We start from the raw sequence: 20,562 nt of genomic DNA on the forward strand, positions 1-20,562 counted from the left end.
GGAGATTGTGTGCTCCGAAGGTTAACGAACGGTGCCCAGCACGTGAATAGTACTTCTCGCGTTGCCGTCAGGGCGCAGAAACCCGCCGTTCGGACGGTGAACGCACTCTACGCTGGTGTCATGACCCTGCCGCAGCTCGCGCTGTCTTCGCTCGCCATCGGGCTGGTGATCGGCATCGGCCTCTCCCTCCTCGTGGTGTGGGCGTACCGCGCCCGAGCGCGGGCCGAGGAGGAGACATCGCTCGAGATCCCGGCCGGGATCACCGACGTGCTCGGCAGCATGGACGACGCCGCGTGCGTGGTGGACTCCTCCGGTCTGGTGCTCGCGGTCTCGCACGCCGCGACCCGCTTCGGCATCGAGGTCGGCTCCACGCTCGACAACCCCGAACTCCGCCAGCTCGTGCGCGCCGCGAAGACCACGGGCGGCTCGACCACCGAGTCGTTCCGGATCACCCGCGGCGGGTTGAGCCTCGACCCGCGGCTCGTCTCGGCCCGCGCGAGCGTGATCGGCACGCGACTGGTCCTCCTGATCATCCGCGATGTGACGGAGCAGGAGCGCCTCGACCAGATGCGTCGCGACTTCGTGGCCAACACCAGTCACGAGCTCAAGACGCCGGTCGGCGCCGTCAGCCTCCTCGCCGAAGCCATCGAGTCCGCCGCGGACGACCCGGCGCAGGTGCGCATCTTCGCCGCGCGGATCTCCGCAGAGGCCGGCCGACTCGGCCAGCTCACCGGCCGCATCATGAGCCTGTCGCGGCTGCAGGCCGAGGGCGGGCTCACCGAGGTCGCATCGGTCTCCATCGACGAGGTGATCGCCTCATCGATCGAGGCCCACGTCGTCCAGGCCGACTCCGCCGGCGTGGAACTCGCCCGCGGTGGCGACCGTGGAATCTGGGTGCGCGGCGACGCGCAGATCCTGGTCGAGGCGGTCGGCAACCTCATCGCGAACGCCATCGTGTACTCGCCCCGGGGATCGCGCGTCGGCGTCGGCGTTAAGGCCGACGCCGAGATCGTCGAGATCGCGGTCTCCGATCAGGGCATCGGCATCGCCGAAGCCGATCGGGAGCGCATCTTCGAGCGTTTCTACCGCGCGGATGAGGCGCGCTCGCGCCGCACCGGCGGCACGGGCCTCGGACTGTCGATCGTCAAGCACGCGACCCAGCGGCACGGCGGCGAGGTGCGCCTGTGGTCCCGCCCGGGGCGCGGCTCCACCTTCACGATCCGGCTTCCCCGGATCGACACCCCCGGGCATATCGACTCGGACAAGAAGAGCAAGAAGAAGCGCGCGCGCAAAGCGGCCAAAGCCGCATCCGCCCGCGTTCGAAACGGAGAGAGAGCATGACCCGCATCCTTCTGGTCGAGGACGAGCCCGACCTCGCCGACCCCCTCGCCTATCTGCTTCGTCGCGAGGGGTACGAGGTGGAGATCGCCGAGGACGGCCCTGGCGCGCTCACGGCCTTCCGCGAGCGCGGTGCCGACATCGTGCTGCTCGATCTGATGCTGCCGGGGATGCCGGGCACCGAGGTGTGCCGCCAGATCCGGTCGACGTCGGCCGTGCCGATCATCATGCTCACGGCGAAGGACTCCGAGGTCGACATCGTGGTGGGCCTCGAGCTGGGCGCCGACGACTACATCACCAAGCCCTACTCCTCGCGCGAGCTGCTCGCGCGCATGCGCGCCGTGCTCCGCCGGGTCGTCCAGGCTGAGAGCGAGCTCGACGAGCGCGTGCTCGACGGCGGACGTGTCTCGCTGGACATCGACCGGCACACCGTCTCCGTCGCCGGTGACCAGATCAACATGCCGCTCAAGGAATTCGAGCTGCTCGAGGTCCTGATGCGCAACTCGGGCCGCGTGCTCACACGCGGTCAGCTCATCGACCGAGTCTGGGGGAGCGACTACTTCGGCGACACCAAGACGCTCGACGTGCACATCAAGCGCATCCGTTCGCGCATCGAGGAGAACCCGAGCGAACCCGTCATGCTCGTGACCGTGCGCGGGCTGGGCTACCGCTTCGAGGGCTGAGCCCCGGACGACGAGAGAGGCCGGTCACCCCAGGGTGACCGGCCTCTCTCGTGTGTCTGCGTCAGCGGAGGATCACTCCGCCGGAGCGGGCGCGGCGGTGTCGGTGGGGACGGGAGTCGGCTGCGGCGCACGCTCGGTGACGTCCGGGACCAGGTCCGCGTAGTAGGGGAGGGCGCCGTCGAGGACGGGCACCGCGGTCTTGACGCCGGTGGAATCGCCCGACTGGAAGTGGATCTCGACGGTCGCGCCCGGCTTGGTGTCGAGGTCGACGATGCGGAGGGGCTCCTCGTCGGCGCCGAGGCTGACGGTCTTCCCCGCGGGGACCGTGACCGTGAACGGGTCGATGCCCTCGAGGGTGATCGTGAGCGTGGCCTTCTCGTCGGTCGGGTTCACGATCGCGGCGATGAGGTTGCCGACCGAGCCGTCTTCCGTCGCGACGACGAACACGTTGCGGACGTCGATCGGAGCGTCGGGGTCGGAGACGTTCACGCCGTCCGACGCGGCGTACTCGATCTTCGTCGCCTGGGGCGAGATGAACGTGCATCCCGTCGCGCCGAGAAGAACGACGGCGCTGAGGGCGGCAGACGCAACAAGGCGCGATTTCACGGGTCCTCCTGAGGTCCGGCGGGGTATCCGCAACCATTCTACGGGTATGCGGGCACAGCCTCAGGGACGCCGAGGCGCGAACCTTAGCGCATATTCCCTGTGGTATCCTTGAGGTTGCCGAAAGGACACGTTTTTATGCTTTTTGAGGTTGGCGAGACCGTCGTCTATCCGCACCATGGCGCTGCGACCATCATCGAGGTCAAGGAACGCATCATCAAGGGTGAGGCGAAGAAATATCTGAAGCTCAACGTCACGCAGGGAGACCTCATCATCGAGGTTCCGGCTGAGAATGTCGACCTGGTCGGCGTTCGCGACGTGATCGGCAAGGAGGGCCTCGATCATGTGTTCGAGGTGCTGCGAGCCCCGTTCACGGAGGAGCCGACCAACTGGTCGCGTCGTTACAAGGCGAACCTCGAGAAGCTCGCCTCCGGCGATGTCATCAAGGTCAGCGAGGTCGTCCGCGACCTGTGGCGTCGTGACCAGGACCGCGGACTCTCCGCAGGAGAGAAGCGGATGCTGGCCAAGGCGCGTCAGATCCTCATCTCCGAGCTCGCGCTCGCCGAGAAGACCGACGAGGACAAGGCGGGCGCACTGCTCGACGAGGTCCTCGCGTCCTGAGGCGTCGCACGCCTGAGTACGTCTCCGAAGGGGCGGATGCATCTCGCATCCGCCCCTTCGGCGTCCCCACCCACGCGGTAGCGTGAGACGGTGACTCTGCTCCCCGTCCCCGACACCGCGATCATCGTCGTCGCCGCAGGCTCCGGCACCCGGCTGGACGCCGGAGCGCCGAAGGCCCTGGTGGGCATCGATGCGCACTCGATCCTGCGTCACGCCCTCGACGGCGTCTTCGCCGCGGCTCCCGCGCAGGTGATCGTCGTCGCGCCTCCGGGCTACGAGGGCGATGCGGAGGCCGAGCTGGATGCTGCAGCGGGCGAGCGCCGCGACCTCGGTCGGGTCGTCGCCGGCGGCGCGACCCGTCAGCTCTCCGTCGCCGCGGGGCTCTCCGCGCTGTGGGGCGATGTGACGACCGTGCTCGTGCACGATGCGGCCCGCGCGCTCACTCCGTCCGCGCAGATCGATGCCGTGTCCGCCGCGGTGACCGCGGACACGGGCGTCATCCCCGCGCTCCCCGTGGTCGACACGCTCAAGCGGGTCGATGCCGACACGGTCGTCGGCCCGGTCGACCGCTCGGAGCTCGCGGCCGCGCAGACCCCGCAGGGTTTCCCTCGTGCGCTTCTCGAGGAGGCATACGCCCGTGCGCTCGCGTCGGGCGTCGACTACACCGACGATGCCGCGCTGTTCGCGGCATCCGGTCATGCGGTGCGACACGTCGACGGTTCCGCCCGCGCTTTCAAGATCACGACGCCCGCCGACCTCGAGCGGGCGCGGCACCTGCTGGCGGCGGCCCCGACCACGGCGCCCCGTCCGGCGATCGGCGCCGGTGCGCCGCGCGTCGGCGTCGGCACCGATGTGCACGCGTTCGGAGGCGAGGGCGACCTCTGGCTGGCCGGGCTGCAGTGGCCGGGGGAGCCGGCGCTGTCCGGGCACTCCGACGGCGATGCGGTCGCTCACGCGATCGTCGATGCGCTGCTGGGTGCCGCGGGACTCGGCGACATCGGCGAGCACTTCGGCACGGCGCATCCCGAGTACGCCGGAGCGCACGCCGCGGTGTTCCTCGCCCGCACGCGGGAGCTGCTGGCGGATGCCGGCTTCGTGATCGGCAACGTCTCGGTGCAGTTCCAGGGGAACCGGCCGCGTTTCAGCGCCCGTCGAGCGGAGGCCGAGGCCGTGCTCTCGGCAGCCCTGGGCGGCGCTTCCGTCTCGGTCACGGCCACCACGACCGACGGGCTCGGGTTCCCCGGACGCGGAGAGGGCATCTCCGTCACGGCGATGGCTCTGCTGCTGCCAGACGTTTCGCGGAGAGTGTGACGTTTCGCGGCTCGATTCCCCCGATCCGTCCGCGATTCGTCACATGATCCGCGAATCGTCGCACGGCGGCGGGCGTTCAGCCGTGCCCGAGTAGGCTTGAGCGGTGACACTCCGCCTCTACGACACCCGCGCTGCCCAGCTGCGCGACTTCGTGCCTCTCGATCCCGAGAACATCACGATGTACGTCTGCGGACCCACCGTGCAGTCCGGCCCGCACATCGGCCATGTCCGAGCGGCTTTGAGCTTCGACCTGCTGCGCCGCTGGCTCGCGCACCGGTTCGGTCGTGTGACATTCGTCCGGAACGTCACCGACATCGACGACAAGGTGCTCGCGAACGCGACGGATGCCGAGCCGTGGTGGGCTCTGGCCTACCGGATGGAGCAGGAGTTCACGGCGGCATATGCCGGAGTGGGCATCCTCGCGCCGACGTACGAGCCGCGGGCGACGGCATCCGTCCCCCAGATGCAGGAGCTCATCGACCGCCTGATCGAGCGGGGTCACGCGTACCCGGCTCCGGACGGTTCCGGCGACGTGTACTTCGACGTGCGCTCGTGGTCCGAGTACGGTGCGCTCACGCATCAGTCCGTCGACGCCATGGAGGCAGCGGAGGACGCGGACCCTCGCGGCAAGCGCAACCCGCAGGACTTCGCCCTCTGGAAGGGCGCCAAGCCCGAGGAGCCGGCCGACGCCACCTGGTCCTCACCCTGGGGCCCCGGCCGACCGGGGTGGCACATCGAGTGCTCCGCGATGTCGAAGCGCTATCTCGGCGCCGAGTTCGACATCCACGGCGGCGGTCTCGACCTGCGCTTCCCGCACCACGAGAACGAACTCGCCCAGTCGACGGCGGCCGGTGACGCGTTCGCGCGCTACTGGGTGCACAACGGCCTGGTGACCGTGAACGGCCAGAAGATGTCGAAATCGCTGGGCAACTTCACGCCGGCGGCGGACGTGCTCGAGGAGTTCGACCCGCTCGTGGTGCGCTACGCCCTCGCCGCAGCGCACTATCGGTCGAGCCTCGACCTGACCGAGTCGTCGTTCGTCGAGGCGGATGCCGCGCTTGGTCGCATCCGATCGTTCCTCGAGCGCGCGGGGCGCCTCGAGAGTCCCTTCACGTGGTCGGCCGAGAGGCCGGCGCAGGAGGCCGAGCGCCACCATGACGGCGAAGCGGAGGGCGTGTTCGTCCTTCCCGCGGCCTTCGGTGATGCGCTCGACGACGACCTCGCGGTCCCGCAGGCGCTTGCTGTCATCCACGACACCGTGCGTCGGGGCAACGGCGCGCTGGATGCCGGTGACGACGCTGCGGCATGGATCGCTGCGTGGCAGGTGCGCGAGATGACCGGCATCCTGGGCATCGACCCCGGCTCGACGCAGTGGCGCGACGGCGCGGACGGCGGCGACGCCTCGGCATCCGCTCTCGACGCCCTCGTGCAGACGATGATCACGCAGCGCGCCCAGGCGCGTGCAGACAAGGACTGGGCGGCGGCCGATCGCATCCGTGACGCGATCGCCGCCGCAGGAATCACGCTGGAGGACACTCCGGCCGGAACTCATTGGAGTATCGATGGCTAAGCCACAGCGCCCCGGCGCGAACAAGGGAAACAAGAAGGGCCCGACCAAGGGCACCGGCGGACTCGGACGCAAGGCGCTCGAGGGCCGCGGACCGACCCCGAAGGCGGAGGATCGCGCCTGGCACCCCGCCGGCAAGCGCAAGGCCGCGGCCGAGCGCTACGCGGCTTCCGGTGGCAAGGGCAAGCCGAACCAGCGCCAGGCATCGGGTGGCAACCCGAACCGTTCAGCGCGGGCGAAGGACAACACGTCCGAGGCGGAGACGGTCACCGGTCGTAACTCGGTGCTCGAGGCGCTCCGGGCCAAGATCCCGGCGACCGCTTTCCACATCGCGCAGCGCGTGGAGATGGACGACCGGGTCAAGGAGATGCTCTCGATCGCGACCCACCGCGGCATCCCCGTCCTGGAGGTCACCCGCCAGGAGCTCGACCGGATGGCCGGGTTCGACGGCGTGCACCAGGGCGTCGCCATCAAGGTGCCGCCCTACGAGTACTCGCACCCGCAGGACCTGCTCGAGAAGGCGATCGATCGTGGCCAGGTGCCGCTGTTCGTCGCCCTCGACGGCATCACCGATCCGCGCAATCTCGGTGCTGTCATCCGCTCGGCGGCCGCTTTCGGCGCCCACGGCGTCATCCTGCCGCAGCGCCGCTCGGCCGGCGTCAACTCCGCGGTGTGGAAGACGAGCGCCGGTGCGGTAGCGCGCACGCCCGTCGCCCTCGCGACGAACCTCACCACGCAGCTCAAGGAGTTCAAGAAGCAGGGCGTGTTCATCCTCGGTCTCGCGGGCGACGGCGACATCTCGCTGCCCGACCTGCAGCTCGCCGACCGCCCGGTCGTCATCGTCGCGGGCTCCGAGGGCAAGGGTCTCTCCCGCCTCGTGCGTGAGACGTGCGACCAGATCGTCTCGATCCCGATCTCCGCGTCCACCGAGTCGCTGAACGCCGGGATCGCGACCTCCGTCGCGCTCTATCAGGTCGCGACCGTCCGCGGCGCGAAGAAGAAGTCCTAGAAGGGAACCCCATGGCGCGCATCGTCGTCCTCGGAGGAACCGGCTACGCCGGTCGGCACATCGTCGCGGAGGCCGTCGCCCGCGGGCACGCGGTGATCGCGGTCTCGCGTTCCGAGCCCACCGACCCGGTGGCGGGTGCCGCGTACGTGCAGCGGTCGGTGCTCGACGGCGAGTCGGTCGCGGCGACCTTCGACGGCGCGGATGCGGTGGTCTGGGCGCTGTCCCCGCGCGGCGACATGGCGGACAAGGTGCTCGGCGCGCTGAAGGGCGTCGCCACCTCGCTCACGGGGACCGAGACCCGGCTCGGCGTGATCGGCGGTGCCGGTGGCAGCCTCGTCGCTCCCGGTGGTCCCCGGCTGTTCGACCAGGGCTTCCCCGAGGAGTACAAGGCCGAGGCGCAGGTCGGCATCGACTCGCTCGCCTTCCTGCAGAGCACGGATGCCGGACTCGACTGGTTCTTCGTGCACCCCGCGGAGGAATTCGGCCCGTGGGCCGAGGGCGAGCGCACGGGGCACTACCGCGACGGTGGCGATGTCATCGTGCGGGATGCCGAGGGGAAGTCGTGGATCTCCGGCGCCGATTTCGCCGTCGCGATGGTCGACGAGATCGAACAGGGCAACCATCACCGCGGACGGTTCACCGTCGGCTACTGAGACGGGCGGAGGTCAGACCAGGTCGCGCCAGTCGACCTCGTCCTCGTCGTCGGCGAGTGACAGGTTGCCGGTGATCACGGGCAGGCTCATGGTCTCGGTCGGCGGGCCCATGATCGTGGCCTCATCGCGTCGGTGGCGCAGTACCTCGTTGATATAGCTCGTCAGGACCTCGGCGAGCGGCACGGATCGCCCCTGCGCCTGCGACAGGTACCAGCGGTGCTCGAGTACCTGGTGGAACACCTCGGCGGGCTCGAGCTTGGTGCGCAGCTCGTAGGGGATGGCACGGACCACGGGCTCGAACACGCGAGTCAGCCACTCGTGCGCGTACATCTCCTCGTCGGACCACTGCTTGGTCGAGCGGGCGCGGAACTCGTCGAGGTCGTTGAGCAGGCGTCGGGCCTGGTTCTCCTCGACGTCGAGCCCGGTGAGACGGATGAGGCGGCGCTGGTGGTGCCCGGCATCGACGACCTTGGGCTGGATCTCGACGACCGTGCCGTCGGCGGTGGTCGACATCGACATCTCGTCGATGTCGAAGCCCAGGGCGTTGAGGCGCTCGACCCGCTCGGTGATGCGCCAGGTCTCGGCGGCCGAGAACGACTCCTGCGCCGTCAGCTCGGCCCACAGCGACCGGTACGACGACACGATGCCGTCGGCGATCGCCACCGCATCGACGCCGTGCTCCAGCCGCCCACCCGCGGCGAGGTCCATGATCTCGCCGGCGATGTTCGTGCGGGCGAGGTCGAGATCGTACGCGCGCTGGCCCTCGGTCAGGCCCTCTTCGTGCAACTCGCCGGTCTCGGCATCCACCAGGTAAGCGGCGAAGGCGCCGGCATCGCGACGGAACAGGGTGTTCGAGAGCGAGACGTCGCCCCAGTAGAAGCCCACGTTGTGCAGGCGCACGAGCAGCAGCGCCAGCGCGTCGACGAGGCGCGTGGCCGTGTCCGGCCGCAGCACGCGGGTGAACAGCGCCCGGTAGGGCATCGAGAAGCGCAGGTGCGAGGTGACGAGAGCCGCGGGAAGCGGCTCGCCTGCGGCATCCGTCCGTCCGGCGATCACGGCCACACGGTCGACGCAGGGGACGTCGAGGCGGGCCAGGTTGCCGAGCATGTCGTACTCCCGCTGCGCCATCTCGGCGGTCGTCTCCTTCACGGCGACGACGCGTCCGGAGAGGTCGGCGAAGCGCACGAGGTGGCGGGAGAGCCCCTTCGGGAGCGACACGATCTGCTCAGAGGGCCATTTCGCGAGCGTCGTCGACCAGGGCAGGGATAGAAGGCCCGGGTCGACCGAGCTGGCGGTGATCCGCAGCGAATCCTGCATGGCGCTCCAGGGGAGTCGGGAAAACAGACGCGGCGCGGGCGACCCGAAGGTCGACCCGCGCCGCGTCCAGTGGAATTACGAGGCCGAGACGACCGGCTTGTCGTTCAGACGCTCGCCGGACTCGATGTCGAACGCGTGCACGTGACCGGCGGTCGCGGCGAGCGTGACGGTCTCACCCGCGTTCGGGTGGCTGCGGCCGTCGACGCGAGCGACGAGGTCGGTGCGCTTGCCGTTGATCTCGGTGTGGCCGTAGAGGTAGCCGTCGGCGCCGAGCTCCTCGACGAGGTCGACCGTGACCGAGAGGCCCTTGCCGTCGGCGGGGCCGACGACGATGTCCTCCGGACGGACGCCGACCGTGACCTGCGAACCGTTCGCACGGCCCACGGTGTCGCGGTCGAGCGGGACGACCTCGGTGCCGAAGCGGATGCCGCCCTCGGCGAGGTCGGCCGAGAACAGGTTCATGGCCGGGGAGCCGATGAAGCCGGCGACGAACACGTTGTTCGGCTTCTCGTACAGGTCGCGCGGCGTTCCCACCTGCTGGAGCAGGCCGTCCTTGAGGACCGCGATGCGGTCACCCATGGTCAGAGCCTCGGTCTGGTCGTGCGTGACGTAGACCGTGGTGACGCCGAGACGACGCTGGAGCGACGCGATCTGCGTACGCGTCTGCACACGGAGCTTGGCGTCGAGGTTCGACAGCGGCTCGTCCATGAGGAAGACCTGCGGCTGACGGACGATCGCGCGACCCATCGCGACGCGCTGACGCTGACCACCCGAGAGGGCCTTCGGCTTGCGGGTCAGGTAGTCCTCGAGGTCGAGGAGCTTCGCGGCCTCGAGAACGCGGGTGGCGCGCTCTTCCTTGTTGACGCCGGCGATCTTGAGCGCGAAGCCCATGTTCTCGGCGACCGTCATGTGCGGGTACAGCGCGTAGTTCTGGAACACCATCGCGATGTCGCGGTCCTTCGGCGGCACATCGGTGACATCGCGGTCACCGATGAGGATGCGGCCGGCGTTGACCTCTTCGAGGCCTGCGAGCATGCGGAGCGAGGTGGACTTACCGCAACCCGAGGGGCCGACCAGGACGAGGAACTCGCCGTCTCCGACCTCGAGGTTGAGCTTGTCGACTGCGGGGCGGGTGCCGCCGGGGTACAGGCGGGTTGCGTCGTCGAAAGTGACAGATGCCATTATTGTTTCTCCTCACCGGCAGGTACGTGCCGGACGATCCGTAGTGATGGAAGTGGCGGAATGAACCGCCATGACCCGTCTTTGGGTCGGGATCAGTATGACATGAACCATGGCACCTGGGTATTTCTCAGCCTGGCTGGTTAACATCGAACCTGGCCGCGTCACGCGGCGATCGTCGCTCCGAGCGATGGTCGGGGCCAACCCGGACCCCCTCAGACTTTCAAGAGGAACGATGTCGAGCGACGAAACGCCGAACGTCCCCACGCCGAGCAATTCCCGCGAGGCCGTGCGGGAGAAGGCACAGCAGGTGCATGCGCAGCAGTCCAGGGCGCGTCTCATGCGACGGATCATCATCGGCGCTGTCGCGGTCATCGCCGTCGGCGCGATCGGCACCGCCGTCACCCTCGCGGTGTCGGCGCAGGTGTCCAAGCCGCAGCTCACCCCGACGGGCATGGAGTCGGACGGCGTCGTCGTGAACGACATCTCCGCCGTCGCCGCGTCCGATGAGACGCTCACGACGCCGAGTCCCGAGCCGACCGAGGCCGGCGCGACGGATGCTCCGACCACGGAGCCGAGCGCGCCCGAGCGCGTCGAGATCCACGTCTACGTGGACTACCTGTCGCCCGACGCGGGGGAGTTCGAGCGGGCCAACTCGCGCCAGCTCGCCAACTGGATCACCGAAGGTGCTGTGACCGTCAGCTACCACCCGGTCGCCCTGCTCACCGCCAGCTCCAACGGCACGAAGTACTCGCTGCGCGCGGCCGCTGCGGCGGCATGCGTCGCAACGCACTCGCCCGAGCAGTTCTACGCGTTCAACCACGACCTGCTCGACAACCAGCCCAAGGTGGGCAGCGACGGATTCTCGGACGCTCAGCTGGCTGATGCCGCCCAGGCGGTCGGGGTCGACAACCCCAAGGCCGTCCGGTCCTGCATCGTCGACGGCGATTTCGTGACCTGGGCGAAGGAAGCGACGACTCGCGCCCTCGACGGACCCCTCGCCGGTTCCGACGACCTCGTGCTCTCGTCCGCTCCCATGATCGTCGCGAACGGCGAGGCGTACGTCGGAGCGCTCGACGACCCGGCGGAGTTCTCGAACTTCATGCTCACGATCGACAACGACGCCTCCCAGCAGTCGACCGAGACGCCGACACCGACGCCCAGCCCCACTGCGACCCCCACACCGTAGCTCGGAGTGGAGACGATGCCATCGGTAAGCTGGTGGCGTCCGCCGACTTGGCGCAATTGGTAGCGCACCGTACTTGTAATACGGGGGTTACGGGTTCGAGTCCCGTAGTCGGCTCCGTGCACGAAGGCCCGCATCCCTGATCGACATCGGGGATGCGGGCCTTCTCGGTGTCCCCACGCCGCCCCCACGCGGCCTTTCCCGGGGGCCGGTCCCATCCGGCCCATAATCCGGGCAGGTGTCGTCAAGACGAATCCTGGCGACACCTGCCCTTCTTCTGCTCGCCCCGACCGCATCCCGTCGGAACGGAGGTGACGCGGATCGACCTGCCGGGGCGATCAGATTCTTCTGGCTCCGCTCAGCGCAGCGTGACGTCGATGGTCTCCGTGAACGGGTCGATGTCGATGTTGGTCGTGATCGCGTAACCAGATCCGGACGGGCCGGTCGGGCGGAACTGGATACGGACATTCGTGATGTCGCTGGCGGTGATCACACCGGTGATCGAGCCGTCGGGGTTCGTCGTGACGACGATGCCGATGGCGTTCACGACCTGCAGGGTGACGCCGGCATCCGGGACGATCATGACGCTGGTGCCGGCGGGGAGCAGAGCGAGGTTTCCGTTCGCATCGCTGCCCTCGACGGTGAAGTTCGTCACGTTGCCGCTCACGACGCTGACGGTTGCGCCCGTGGCCCAGAAGGTCGCAGCGGGTGGTGTCTCCGACGCGGCGGCGAGCGGCGTCGCGACCGCGACGGCCACGACCGGCACCGACCACGCTGCACCCTTGACGAGGGTGCGGCGCGAGAGGTCGCGAGAGTTGGGGTTGTCCGGCATTGTCTTCCCTATCCGGCTCCGAGGAGCCATTTCTTTGCTGTGTTCGTGCGGGCGCACGCGGTGACCGGTGATCGCTGCGTGCACCACGAAGAAGGAGTCGTCTGGGCGTCCGAAGTGACGCCGAATCACGAATCCGTCCGCATTTCCCACGAATTTCTGATTCCCGCGTCACTCCTGAGGCGTTTCCGACTCCTTCCCAATGTGTCGACACAATGTCGTCCGATTCGAGGGGAGTCAGATCAGATGAACGAGCAACAGGTAGCGGTCCCGAGGAGCGGTCTTTCGCGGAGAACGGTCGTGCAAGGTGCGGCGTGGGCGCTGCCGGTGATCGCTGCTGCCGTGGCCACACCGCTGGCGGCCGCGTCCGTGGCGTGCACGGCGGGCCTGAGCACCACCACCGCCTCGTACACGCGGCTGAGCGCCACCTCCGCGGTGTTCACCTGGGTGGACGTCTTCGGGGACGGCAAGGATCTGACGCTGACGCTCAGCGCGGTGCCCAACGGCGCGAACAACATGACCATCAACCAGACGAACAATCTCCGTCTCGACTCCACGACGCAGGGTGGCGAAGCACAGCCCAGCGTGCATCTCGCGCTCGACACCGCCGACCTCCGCAACATCGGCGGAGGGCAGCGCGTCACGTTCAGCTTCGCCCTGGGTGGCGTGACGGTCACCGTCGCGGATCTGGCCTACACGATCAAGGACATCGACGGCTTCCAGGCTCTGGACGGCCTCGGCGGTGCGGAGCGCGTGTATGTCTCCGAGGGCACCGGCACGTACAACACCGACTGGATCCGCGGCCAGGGAACGAGCGCCAACGCGTGGCGGCCGTTCACCGGCTCGCCGAACCCCGAGGTCGCGGCCACCAGCGCCGCCGGAAACGTCCAGGTGACCGCGCCGCCTCTCAGCGCATTCGACCTCACGTTCGTCGCCAACAACTCGGGGCGTTCGCTGGGAGATCGGCCGCCCCAGAACATCTGGGTCGGCCCGTTCACGTTCACCGCCTTGAACCCGGTCTGCGCGGCATGAACCGCCGGAGCGGCACGGGGGTGACGAGAGGGGCGAGCCGCGCAGGAAGCTGGCTCGCCGGTGCACTGCTCGCACTGGGCGCCGTCGTCCTGGCGCCCGGCGGCGTCAGCGCGGCCATGGCGGCGGATGTCGCCCCGGGGGATGCGGTCTTCATCGGCAGCAAGGAGGGGTACGACGGCACCGGGATCTACCCGATCTGGTCCTCGGGGGTCCAGGAGGGGGAGCCGGACTACTGGGCGTACTGCATCGAGCACGACGTCGCGGCCAGGACCGGACTGCTCGGCACGGCCGGCGACCTCGACAGCTACCTCGGCCAGAACCGCTTCACAGATCCGGCCGTCGCCGGGAAGGTGCTCTGGGTGCTCGCGAACAGCTACCCGGCCGTGAGTCTCGAAGACTTCGGTGCGGCGGCCGGGGTTCCGGGCATCTCGCGGAATGATGCCATCGAGGCGACCCAGTACGCGATCTGGCGGTACACCGAGCTGGACTTCGATGCCCCGTGGGCATGGGAGACGCCCGACTCGGAGGCTGCCTACTGGCACCTCCTCGACGGCGCGAACGCCAGCCCGGGACTGACCCCGGGAGATCTCCAGGTCACGGCCTCGGTGACGGCGCCCAGCGCAGCCCAGAGCGCGGGGAGTCTCGTCGGACCCTTCACGGTGAGCACCGATCAGGCATCGGTCGTGGTCTCCGTGGACCCCGCCGTCACGGTGACGGATGCCGCAGGGACCCCTGTGGACCTGAGCGCGGTGGTCGATGGCCAGGAGCTCTATCTGGATCTGCGGGAGGCGACGGCCGCGGGGAGCGCCACCGTGCGGGTGACGGCAGCGGGCTCGACCGGCATCGGCGCCGTGATCTCTGTGCCGAACGCGCCCGGGGGCACGCCGACGGCAGAGGACCACGCGCAGTCGATGATCCTGGTGGCGCCCGACACGGCAGAGACGACGGGTGAGGCCGCAGTGGACTGGGCGGCTCTGCCCGGCGCGGCGGAGCCGGTGATCGGGACATCGCTGGTCGACGCCGCCGACGGGGACCGGGTGCTGGGCGCGAACGGAGGCACGGTGATCGACACCGTCTCCTTCCAGAACCTCGTGCCGGGCACCGAGTACACGGTCGTCGGCGAGCTGATGCGCAAGTCGGACGGCCAGCCGACCGGCATCACGGGGTCGACGACGTTCACGCCGACGAGCGCGAACGGCACCGTGGACGTCAGCTTCGTCGTACCCGAGGGGTTCGCGGGAGACGTGCTCGTCGCCTTCGAATGGCTCTACCTGGGTTCTGACCTCGACGTTGAGCCCATCGCCGGGCACACCGACATCGACGATGCGGCGCAGACGGTCACCGTCGAGGCCGTGGCGCCGGGTGGGCCTACGACACCGAATCCCGGTGCACCCACCGTGCCGACTCCGGGCGGCGGAAACCTCGCCGCCACCGGTTCCCCGGCACCGACCATGATCACGGCGGCGGCGTTGGCCGCGCTTCTCGCCGGCGTGATCCTGATGCGGGTGAGGCGGCGCGCTGTCGACGCCTGACCCGTGAGCGTGCGCGGGCAGAGGCGCGAGATCCTTCTCCGCTCCTCTGCCCGCGTTCCGTCGGCACGACTTTCGGTTCGCGGTGGCTCTCGCGAACCCACCCCGTCCGGCGCTACCATTGAATGGCTATTCAAACTCGGATCGATCGTGCGATTGGACTCGCGGTCGGCTGCTCGGCGGCGGCGGCTCGGCAGCGGCCACGACGAGCGGGCGTTTCTCTGGAAAGGGAAGACGTGGAAGATTCTCGCAGCGATCGAGAACTCCTCAGCGCGCTCCGGGACGGCGACCAGCGCGCGTATGCGGTCCTGTGGGAACGCCACATCGGCGCCGCCCTGCGGTACGCGCATCGGCTGTTCCCCTCGCATGCGGAGGACCTCGCCTCTGAAGCGCTCCTCGCCGTCTACCAGCAGGTGACGACGACGAGCACGGGACCCGACTTCGCCTTCCGCTCGTACCTCAAGGCCGTGATCCGCAACACCGCGATCCGGTGGCGGAAGGAGGCCGACCGCATCGACGACACCGTCGAGGCCGATCGTCCGCACTTCCGCGACGCCCTCCACCTCGTCGAGCGGGAGTCGAACGCGCAACAGCTCCTCGGAGCGTTTCAAGAGCTCCCCGAACGCTGGCAGCGCGTGCTGTGGCTGACCGAGGTCGCCGATGTCCCGCGCCCCGAGATCGCGCGTGAGCTCGGCATCAAGCCGAACGCCGTCTCCGCCCTGCAGCGCCGTGCCCGCAGTGGACTGAAGCTCCACTGGCTCACGACGCAGATCCCTCTGCCCCTGCGCGACGATGAGGCGCATGCCGCCCGCCTCTTCCCGCGACACCTCACCGATCCGCTCGACGACACGGTGGCGCGAGAGGTCACTGATCACGTGGCATCGTGCGGCGAATGCGGAGAGCTGCTCCTCGACATGCGCAGCGACGCTCGTCGCCTTCAGGGCGTCACCCTGTCTGCTGTCGGATTCGGCGCCCTCGGGGTGGTGCTGCCATCCACCGGTGCGCTCGCACCCGGCACCGCCGCGGCCGCGGCGGCAATCGTCGCGGCGGGCACCGGTGTCGGCGTCACGAGTCTGCTCGTCGGCGGGATCGGCGTACTCACCGTCAGCGGCATTCTGCTCGGGTCCTTCCTGTTCCCCCCGACGGCACCGATCGAGTCCTCGCCGCCTCTCGCCGCGACCGAGAGCACGTCCGCCGCAGCGCATCCCGTGACCGGCGCCGAGGCGCCCGACGGCACGGACGTGGCGCCGATCGTCACCGGGCCGCAGCCGGTCCCTCGCACAGGGCGCTGGATCAACGACCCCGGTATCGATTCGGTCGACCTGGTCAACGACCCTGAGGCTGCCGGGCCGCTCAGCCCCACGGCGCCGGTGACGGCACCGGGAACCACACCCGGCCCGGGATCAGGCTCGGGCCTGAGCCCGGGACTCCTCACACCTACCTCGTCGTCCGGCTACCTGGCTCCGGTCCTGTCGGGGGCGGCGACGCCGGGATCCACGGTCGCGGTGGATGTCGGGGGCGCGCGCTACACCCCGGCGATCGCCCCCGATGGCACGTGGTCATTCGATCCGCGCGCCCTCCAGCTCCCCGCCGGCACGCACGACTATCAGGCCTGGGCGTTCGACGACACAGGTGAGTCGCCCGCGGCGACGGGCAGCTTCACGATCCTCCCCATCGTCATCGAAGGCTTCGAGAACATCACCGGCACCGAGGACATGGATGTCACGGAGGCGAGCACCACGGGCTTGGTCATCGCCGCCACGGGTCCGGCGAACGGGTCGATCTACATCACGAGCATCGAGGGGCACTCGGCTGTGATCCCCCTGGACAGCACCGGACACGCGATCAAGCGACTCCGCATGCATTCCCAGGGCTGGTACTGGTTCACCTTCCGGGCGCTGGATGGCGACGGCTTCTGGGGACCGATGGACGAACATCCGCTGGACGTGTGGGACCCGGATGTCATCTTCGACCCGTGGGGCCCCGATCCGGAGCAGATGACCTTCGACATCAGCGATCCTTAGACGCGCGCAACACGCCGTCATGAGGGAATGCGTCCTCGGAGCGCGCCGTTGTCCTGAGAATGACTCGTATCGGAACCAGTGACCTCAACGTCTTCCCGCTCTCCCTCGGGGGCAACGTGTTCGGCTGGACGGCCGACCGCGACGCGTCCTTCGCCGTGCTCGACGCCTTCATCGCCGGCGGTGGCGACTTCCTCGACACGGCCGACTCCTACAGCTCCTGGGTTCCGGGCAATTCGGGCGGCGAGAGCGAGACGATCATCGGCGAGTGGCTCGCGTCGCGCAGACCGTCCGATGTGGTCGTGGCGACCAAGGTGAGCCAGCACCCCGACTTCCGTGGGCTCTCGGGAGCGAACGTGCGCAAGGCCGCCGAGGCATCGCTCGCGCGACTGGGCGTCGATGCGATCGACCTGTACTACGCGCACTTCGACGACGAGTCGGTGCCACTGGAGGAGACCGTCGCCGCCTTCGGGCAGCTCGTGACCGACGGCCTCGTGCGCCACGTCGCCGTGTCGAACTACACCGCGGAGCGCATCCGCGAATGGGTCGGCATCGCCGACCGTCTCGGCGTGGTTCGCCCGGTCGCCGTCCAGCCGCACTACAACCTCGTGCATCGCAATGTCGTCGAGGAGACGATCATCCCGGTCGCGCAGGAGTTCGGCCTCGGCCTCGTCCCGTACTACTCCCTCGCCAGCGGGTTCCTCACGGGCAAGTACCGCTCGACGGATGCCGCGGGCCAGGAGTCGCCGCGCGCGCAGGGCGCCGTGAAGTACGCGACCGACGCGGGACTGCGGATCATCGACGCACTCGAGGAGATCGGGCAGAACCACGGTGCGTCGATCGCTGCGACCTCGCTCGCCTGGCTGCGCGCGCAGCCGAGCCGTCGCCGCACCGATCGCGAGCGCCCGCACCGTCGAGCAGGTGCCGGACCTTCTCGCGGGCGCGCGGCTCGAGCTCACCGTCGACGAGGTGGAGCAGCTGAACCGCGTCTCGGAGTGGATACCCGCTCAGGCCTGACCGCGACGGGGCATTCTGCGCTCATGAGAAAGCGGCCGCGAGGTCATCCCTCGCGGCCGCTTTCTCATCGGATCAGGTCAGTGTGACAGCGATCGTCTCGGTGAAGGGCGCGATGGGCACGTTGGTGGTGATCGTATAGCCCGACCCGGACGGGCCGGTCGGACGGAAGCGGATGCGGACGTTCGTGGTGTCTGCCGCCGTGATGACCGCGGTGATGGTGCCATCCGGGTTGCTGGTGACGGTGATCCCCAGGGAGCTGACGAACGCGAGGGTCACGCCGGCGTCGGGAGTGATCGTCACGGAGCTTCCGACGGGGAGCGAGGCGAGCTCCCCCTCGGAGTCGCTTCCCTCGAGCGTGTAGTTCGTGGCGTTGCCGCTCACGACGCTGACCGTGGCGCCGGTTGCCCAGAATGCTGCGGGCGGCGGGACGGACGCAGCGGCGAGAGGGGTCGCGACCGCGACAGCGACGACGGGGACGGACCATGCGGCGCCCTTGACGAGAGCGCGGCGGGACAGGGTTGGGGACGGGGAGTCTTCGTTCATGGGGGATCCTCCGGTGCGAGTCTTCGCAGAACCGGCGCGGCGCGCCGGGACTGCCGAGCACAGCCAGGGTACCGGTATATCGGCACGCCCCGAAGTCGCACGCCGCCCGATTCCCGGGATCGCCGACCGTCCGGGTGGAGTGGGTATCAGTCGTCCCCGACGAGCCCGAGGCGATGCGCGAGGATCACCGCGTGGATGCGGTCGCGCGCGCCGAGCTTCGCCAGGACGCGCCCGACATGGGTCTTGACGGTGGATTCGCCGACGTAGAGCGACTGCGCGATCTCGGCGTTCGTGAGACCGCGGCCGATCGCCAGGAACACGTCCCGCTCCCGATCGGTGAGCTCCGCGAGCCGAGCGGATTCGGCCGGATCGGGTTCCGCACGCGCGGCTCCGAGCTGCGGAGTGACGTGCTCCAGCAGCATCCGCGTGATCCGGGGAGCGAGCGCCGCATCACCGCGATGCACGGCGCGGACAGCCGAGATCATCTCGTGGCGCTGCGCGTCCTTCAGAAGGAAACCGCTGGCCCCCGCACGGATCGCGCCGAAGGCGTACTCGTCGAGATCGAAGGTCGTGAGCACGAGGACGCGGGTCTGCGGATGCTGTCGCACGATGGCCTCGGTCGCCGCGATGCCGTCGAGCCCCGGCATCCGGATGTCCATCAGCACCAGATCGGGCGCGAGAGCGGCGACCTGGGCGATCGCGGCGTGCCCGTCGGCCGCCTCCCCGACGACGGTGATGCCCGGTTCGGCCTCGAGCACCATCCGGAACCCGACGCGGATCAGCTCCTGGTCGTCGACGAGGAGGACCCTGATCGTCTCTGTCATGCGTTCTCCTCGTTCGGTGATGATGGTGCGGCGGCTGCTGTCCCCGACGTCGGGAGCTCGGCGTGCAGCACCCAGCGTCCGGTGCCGTCCGGGGCGGAACGCAGGTCTCCGTTCACGTGGGCGGCGCGCTCGGCGAGGCCGCGGAGGCCGAAGCCGTCGTTCCCGATGACGCCGCGCACGCCGTCGTTGACGATCTCGATCGTCACGGTCTCCGCGGTGTAGGCGATCCGCACGGCGATCGCCGTCGCGGTCGGCGCATGACGCATCGCATTCGTCATGCCCTCCTGGACGATCCGGCCGATCGCGTGCGCGACACCGGGAGCGACCTCGGCGCTCCCGGTGACGGCGAGCGTCACCGGGTAGCCGGCTCGCTGCGCGGCGGTGACCGTGTCGCGTGGCGGTGTCGGCTCCATCGGCGCCAAGGGCGCAGGGGAACCTTCGTCTCGGAGCACGCCGAGCATCGAGCGCATCTCGGTGAGGGCCCCCCTGGCTGTCTCCGCCGCCGTCGACGCTGCCCTTCGTGCCTGCTCCGGATCTGCCGTCGCGGCAGCTCCCTCGGAGAGCGCCACGATCACGGTGAGCGAGTGGGAGACGATGTCATGCATCTCTCGAGCGATGCGCGCCCGCTCAGCCGATGCGGCGAGCTGCGCCTGCTGATCGCGTTCGATCAGGAGCTGGCGGGAGCGGTCGATGATGGCGGTGAGATACCGTTTGCGCTCGCCGACGTTGACTCCGATGAGTGTCCCGATGAGCCCGAGGACGACCGCGTTGAGGATGCCGTCGACGCCGCCTTGGAGCGTGATCACGCCGAGACCCATCAACGACAGGGCTGCGGCGGTCACTGCGCCTGCCCCGATGGCGAGACCCACCCAGGCTGCACGTGATGACCGGTAGACCGCGAGTGAGTAGCAGGCGACGAGAACGATCGGACTGCCCCCGGGGCGCGTGCCGGACAGGAACGCGAGTTCGAGGGCGAAGGCGATGACGAACGGCACGAGGGGTGCGCGTCGGCGCCACAGGAGTGCTGCGCACCCGGCGACGGCGAGGACGGTGGAGATCACCGCGAGCACGATCGTGACCGATTCGGGGACGGTGGCCACCACCTGCTCCGGGGGTAGCTCGTGCTGCCGATGCTGACGGCGCCGCCCAGCGTGAGAACCAGGCAGATCAGCATGATCAGCACGTCGGCGAAGACGGGATGCCGCGCCCAGAAGCGTCGGAGCAGTCCCGGTGCGCGCGGAAGCCGCAGCTCCTCGTCCTCGCGGATCGAGTCGCTGCGGCTTCGCGTTCTGCTCACGGG

At 69.2% G+C, this 20,562-nt stretch carries 19 protein-coding genes, 1 tRNA gene and 1 pseudogene; 13 read left to right on the forward strand and 8 right to left on the reverse strand.

The features are described from left to right. Positions 1–120: 120 nt before the first annotated feature. Both ABS642_RS20500 and ABS642_RS20505 read left to right on the forward strand, forming a co-directional pair. The gene (locus tag ABS642_RS20500; protein WP_282216357.1) at positions 121–1,341 is read left to right on the forward strand and encodes an ATP-binding protein; all 1,221 of its coding nucleotides are present in this window, start codon (positions 121–123) and stop codon (positions 1,339–1,341) included. Continuing rightward, a complete protein-coding gene (locus tag ABS642_RS20505; RefSeq protein ID WP_282216358.1) occupies positions 1,338–2,021 on the forward strand; it encodes a response regulator transcription factor in 684 nt (227 codons plus the stop codon). The genes ABS642_RS20500 and ABS642_RS20505 overlap by 4 nt, the downstream gene beginning before the upstream one ends. A 72-nt stretch (positions 2,022–2,093) precedes the next feature. Here the strand turns inward: ABS642_RS20505 and ABS642_RS20510 are convergent, their stop codons facing one another. Then, positions 2,094–2,627 carry a DNA modification methylase gene (locus ABS642_RS20510; protein WP_282216359.1) on the reverse strand — a complete coding sequence of 178 codons (534 nt, stop codon included), beginning with the start codon at positions 2,625–2,627 and terminating at the stop codon, positions 2,094–2,096. A 135-nt stretch (positions 2,628–2,762) separates the two neighbouring features. Between ABS642_RS20510 and ABS642_RS20515 the strand changes: the two genes are divergently transcribed. The 5 genes from ABS642_RS20515 (at position 2,763) to ABS642_RS20535 (ending at position 7,785) form a co-directional block, all read left to right on the forward strand. After that, positions 2,763–3,245 carry a CarD family transcriptional regulator gene (locus ABS642_RS20515; RefSeq protein ID WP_017201416.1) on the forward strand — a complete coding sequence of 161 codons (483 nt, stop codon included), beginning with the start codon at positions 2,763–2,765 and terminating at the stop codon, positions 3,243–3,245. A 90-nt stretch (positions 3,246–3,335) separates the two neighbouring features. Further along, the gene (gene ispD, locus ABS642_RS20520) at positions 3,336–4,556 is read left to right on the forward strand and encodes a 2-C-methyl-D-erythritol 4-phosphate cytidylyltransferase (protein WP_350351552.1); all 1,221 of its coding nucleotides are present in this window, start codon (positions 3,336–3,338) and stop codon (positions 4,554–4,556) included. 103 nt (positions 4,557–4,659) lie between these two features. Continuing rightward, on the forward strand, positions 4,660–6,126 hold the full coding sequence (gene cysS / locus ABS642_RS20525) for a cysteine--tRNA ligase (protein ID WP_350351553.1): 1,467 nt from the start codon (positions 4,660–4,662) through the stop codon (positions 6,124–6,126). Continuing rightward, the gene (rlmB, locus tag ABS642_RS20530) at positions 6,119–7,132 is read left to right on the forward strand and encodes a 23S rRNA (guanosine(2251)-2'-O)-methyltransferase RlmB (protein ID WP_282216362.1); all 1,014 of its coding nucleotides are present in this window, start codon (positions 6,119–6,121) and stop codon (positions 7,130–7,132) included. The genes cysS and rlmB overlap by 8 nt, the downstream gene beginning before the upstream one ends. Before the next feature lie 11 nt (positions 7,133–7,143). Further along, positions 7,144–7,785 carry an NAD(P)H-binding protein gene (locus ABS642_RS20535; RefSeq protein WP_350351554.1) on the forward strand — a complete coding sequence of 214 codons (642 nt, stop codon included), beginning with the start codon at positions 7,144–7,146 and terminating at the stop codon, positions 7,783–7,785. A gap of 12 nt (positions 7,786–7,797) precedes the next feature. On the opposite strand, the gene ABS642_RS20540 is transcribed toward ABS642_RS20535, so the two are convergent. Then, on the reverse strand, positions 7,798–9,102 hold the full coding sequence (locus ABS642_RS20540; RefSeq protein WP_350351555.1) for a DUF4032 domain-containing protein: 1,305 nt from the start codon (positions 9,100–9,102) through the stop codon (positions 7,798–7,800). Between the two features lie 75 nt (positions 9,103–9,177). Next, positions 9,178–10,284, reverse strand: a complete 1,107-nt coding sequence (gene ugpC / locus ABS642_RS20545) for a sn-glycerol-3-phosphate ABC transporter ATP-binding protein UgpC (protein WP_282216365.1) — start codon at positions 10,282–10,284, stop codon at positions 9,178–9,180. A 232-nt stretch (positions 10,285–10,516) separates the two neighbouring features. Here ugpC and ABS642_RS20550 point away from each other — a divergent pair, with 232 nt between their 5' ends. Both ABS642_RS20550 and ABS642_RS20555 read left to right on the forward strand, forming a co-directional pair. After that, positions 10,517–11,470: a thioredoxin domain-containing protein gene (locus ABS642_RS20550; RefSeq protein ID WP_282216366.1), complete on the forward strand. Its 954-nt coding sequence runs from the start codon at positions 10,517–10,519 to the stop codon at positions 11,468–11,470. A 41-nt stretch (positions 11,471–11,511) separates the two neighbouring features. Next, positions 11,512–11,584: transfer RNA gene (locus ABS642_RS20555), tRNA-Thr, on the forward strand. A gap of 241 nt (positions 11,585–11,825) precedes the next feature. On the opposite strand, the gene ABS642_RS20560 is transcribed toward ABS642_RS20555, so the two are convergent. Next, on the reverse strand, positions 11,826–12,299 hold the full coding sequence (locus tag ABS642_RS20560; RefSeq protein WP_282216398.1) for a hypothetical protein: 474 nt from the start codon (positions 12,297–12,299) through the stop codon (positions 11,826–11,828). A gap of 297 nt (positions 12,300–12,596) precedes the next feature. Between ABS642_RS20560 and ABS642_RS20565 the strand changes: the two genes are divergently transcribed. From ABS642_RS20565 to ABS642_RS20580, 4 genes and pseudogenes are all read left to right on the forward strand, one after another. Then, positions 12,597–13,328 carry a hypothetical protein gene (locus ABS642_RS20565; protein ID WP_350351556.1) on the forward strand — a complete coding sequence of 244 codons (732 nt, stop codon included), beginning with the start codon at positions 12,597–12,599 and terminating at the stop codon, positions 13,326–13,328. Next, positions 13,325–14,860, forward strand: a complete 1,536-nt coding sequence (locus ABS642_RS20570) for a VaFE repeat-containing surface-anchored protein (protein ID WP_350351557.1) — start codon at positions 13,325–13,327, stop codon at positions 14,858–14,860. The genes ABS642_RS20565 and ABS642_RS20570 overlap by 4 nt, the downstream gene beginning before the upstream one ends. Positions 14,861–15,093: 233 nt before the next feature. After that, positions 15,094–16,881 (forward strand): sigma-70 family RNA polymerase sigma factor, encoded by a 1,788-nt coding sequence (locus tag ABS642_RS20575; RefSeq protein WP_350351558.1) that lies wholly within the window; start codon positions 15,094–15,096, stop codon positions 16,879–16,881. Between the two features lie 59 nt (positions 16,882–16,940). After that, positions 16,941–17,895, forward strand: a pseudogene (locus ABS642_RS20580) (aldo/keto reductase). Positions 17,896–17,967: 72 nt separating this feature from the next. Here the strand turns inward: ABS642_RS20580 and ABS642_RS20585 are convergent. From ABS642_RS20585 to ABS642_RS20600, 4 genes are all read right to left on the reverse strand, one after another. Next, positions 17,968–18,438, reverse strand: coding sequence for a hypothetical protein (locus ABS642_RS20585; protein ID WP_350351559.1), 471 nt, complete (start codon positions 18,436–18,438; stop codon positions 17,968–17,970). Positions 18,439–18,584: 146 nt separating this feature from the next. After that, positions 18,585–19,262, reverse strand: coding sequence for a response regulator transcription factor (locus tag ABS642_RS20590; RefSeq protein ID WP_350351560.1), 678 nt, complete (start codon positions 19,260–19,262; stop codon positions 18,585–18,587). After that, on the reverse strand, positions 19,259–20,080 hold the full coding sequence (locus ABS642_RS20595) for a histidine kinase (RefSeq protein ID WP_350353475.1): 822 nt from the start codon (positions 20,078–20,080) through the stop codon (positions 19,259–19,261). Before ABS642_RS20595 ends, ABS642_RS20590 begins: the two co-directional genes overlap by 4 nt. Positions 20,081–20,319: 239 nt before the next feature. Continuing rightward, a complete protein-coding gene (locus ABS642_RS20600; protein ID WP_350351561.1) occupies positions 20,320–20,559 on the reverse strand; it encodes a hypothetical protein in 240 nt (79 codons plus the stop codon). Positions 20,560–20,562 lie beyond the last annotated feature (3 nt).

This window comes from Microbacterium sp. A8/3-1, from assembly GCF_040267695.1.
Classification (GTDB): Bacteria; Actinomycetota; Actinomycetes; order Actinomycetales; family Microbacteriaceae; genus Microbacterium; species Microbacterium luteolum.

What these genes read in the sequence shown, in the direction of transcription:
- ABS642_RS20500 (WP_282216357.1), top strand. Translation starts at nt 121, where the DNA reads ATGACCCTGCCGCAGCTCGCGCTGTCTTCGCTCGCCATCGGGCTGGTG.
- ABS642_RS20505 (WP_282216358.1), top strand. Translation starts at nt 1,338, where the DNA reads ATGACCCGCATCCTTCTGGTCGAGGACGAGCCCGACCTCGCCGACCCC.
- ABS642_RS20515 (WP_017201416.1), top strand. Translation starts at nt 2,763, where the DNA reads ATGCTTTTTGAGGTTGGCGAGACCGTCGTCTATCCGCACCATGGCGCT.
- rlmB (WP_282216362.1), top strand. Translation starts at nt 6,119, where the DNA reads ATGGCTAAGCCACAGCGCCCCGGCGCGAACAAGGGAAACAAGAAGGGC.
- ABS642_RS20535 (WP_350351554.1), top strand. Translation starts at nt 7,144, where the DNA reads ATGGCGCGCATCGTCGTCCTCGGAGGAACCGGCTACGCCGGTCGGCAC.
- ABS642_RS20540 (WP_350351555.1), bottom strand. Translation starts at nt 9,102, where the DNA reads ATGCAGGATTCGCTGCGGATCACCGCCAGCTCGGTCGACCCGGGCCTT.
- ugpC (WP_282216365.1), bottom strand. Translation starts at nt 10,284, where the DNA reads ATGGCATCTGTCACTTTCGACGACGCAACCCGCCTGTACCCCGGCGGC.
- ABS642_RS20550 (WP_282216366.1), top strand. Translation starts at nt 10,517, where the DNA reads ATGTCGAGCGACGAAACGCCGAACGTCCCCACGCCGAGCAATTCCCGC.
- ABS642_RS20560 (WP_282216398.1), bottom strand. Translation starts at nt 12,299, where the DNA reads ATGCCGGACAACCCCAACTCTCGCGACCTCTCGCGCCGCACCCTCGTC.
- ABS642_RS20570 (WP_350351557.1), top strand. Translation starts at nt 13,325, where the DNA reads ATGAACCGCCGGAGCGGCACGGGGGTGACGAGAGGGGCGAGCCGCGCA.
- ABS642_RS20585 (WP_350351559.1), bottom strand. Translation starts at nt 18,438, where the DNA reads ATGAACGAAGACTCCCCGTCCCCAACCCTGTCCCGCCGCGCTCTCGTC.
- ABS642_RS20590 (WP_350351560.1), bottom strand. Translation starts at nt 19,262, where the DNA reads ATGACAGAGACGATCAGGGTCCTCCTCGTCGACGACCAGGAGCTGATC.
- ABS642_RS20595 (WP_350353475.1), bottom strand. Translation starts at nt 20,080, where the DNA reads ATGGGTCTCGGCGTGATCACGCTCCAAGGCGGCGTCGACGGCATCCTC.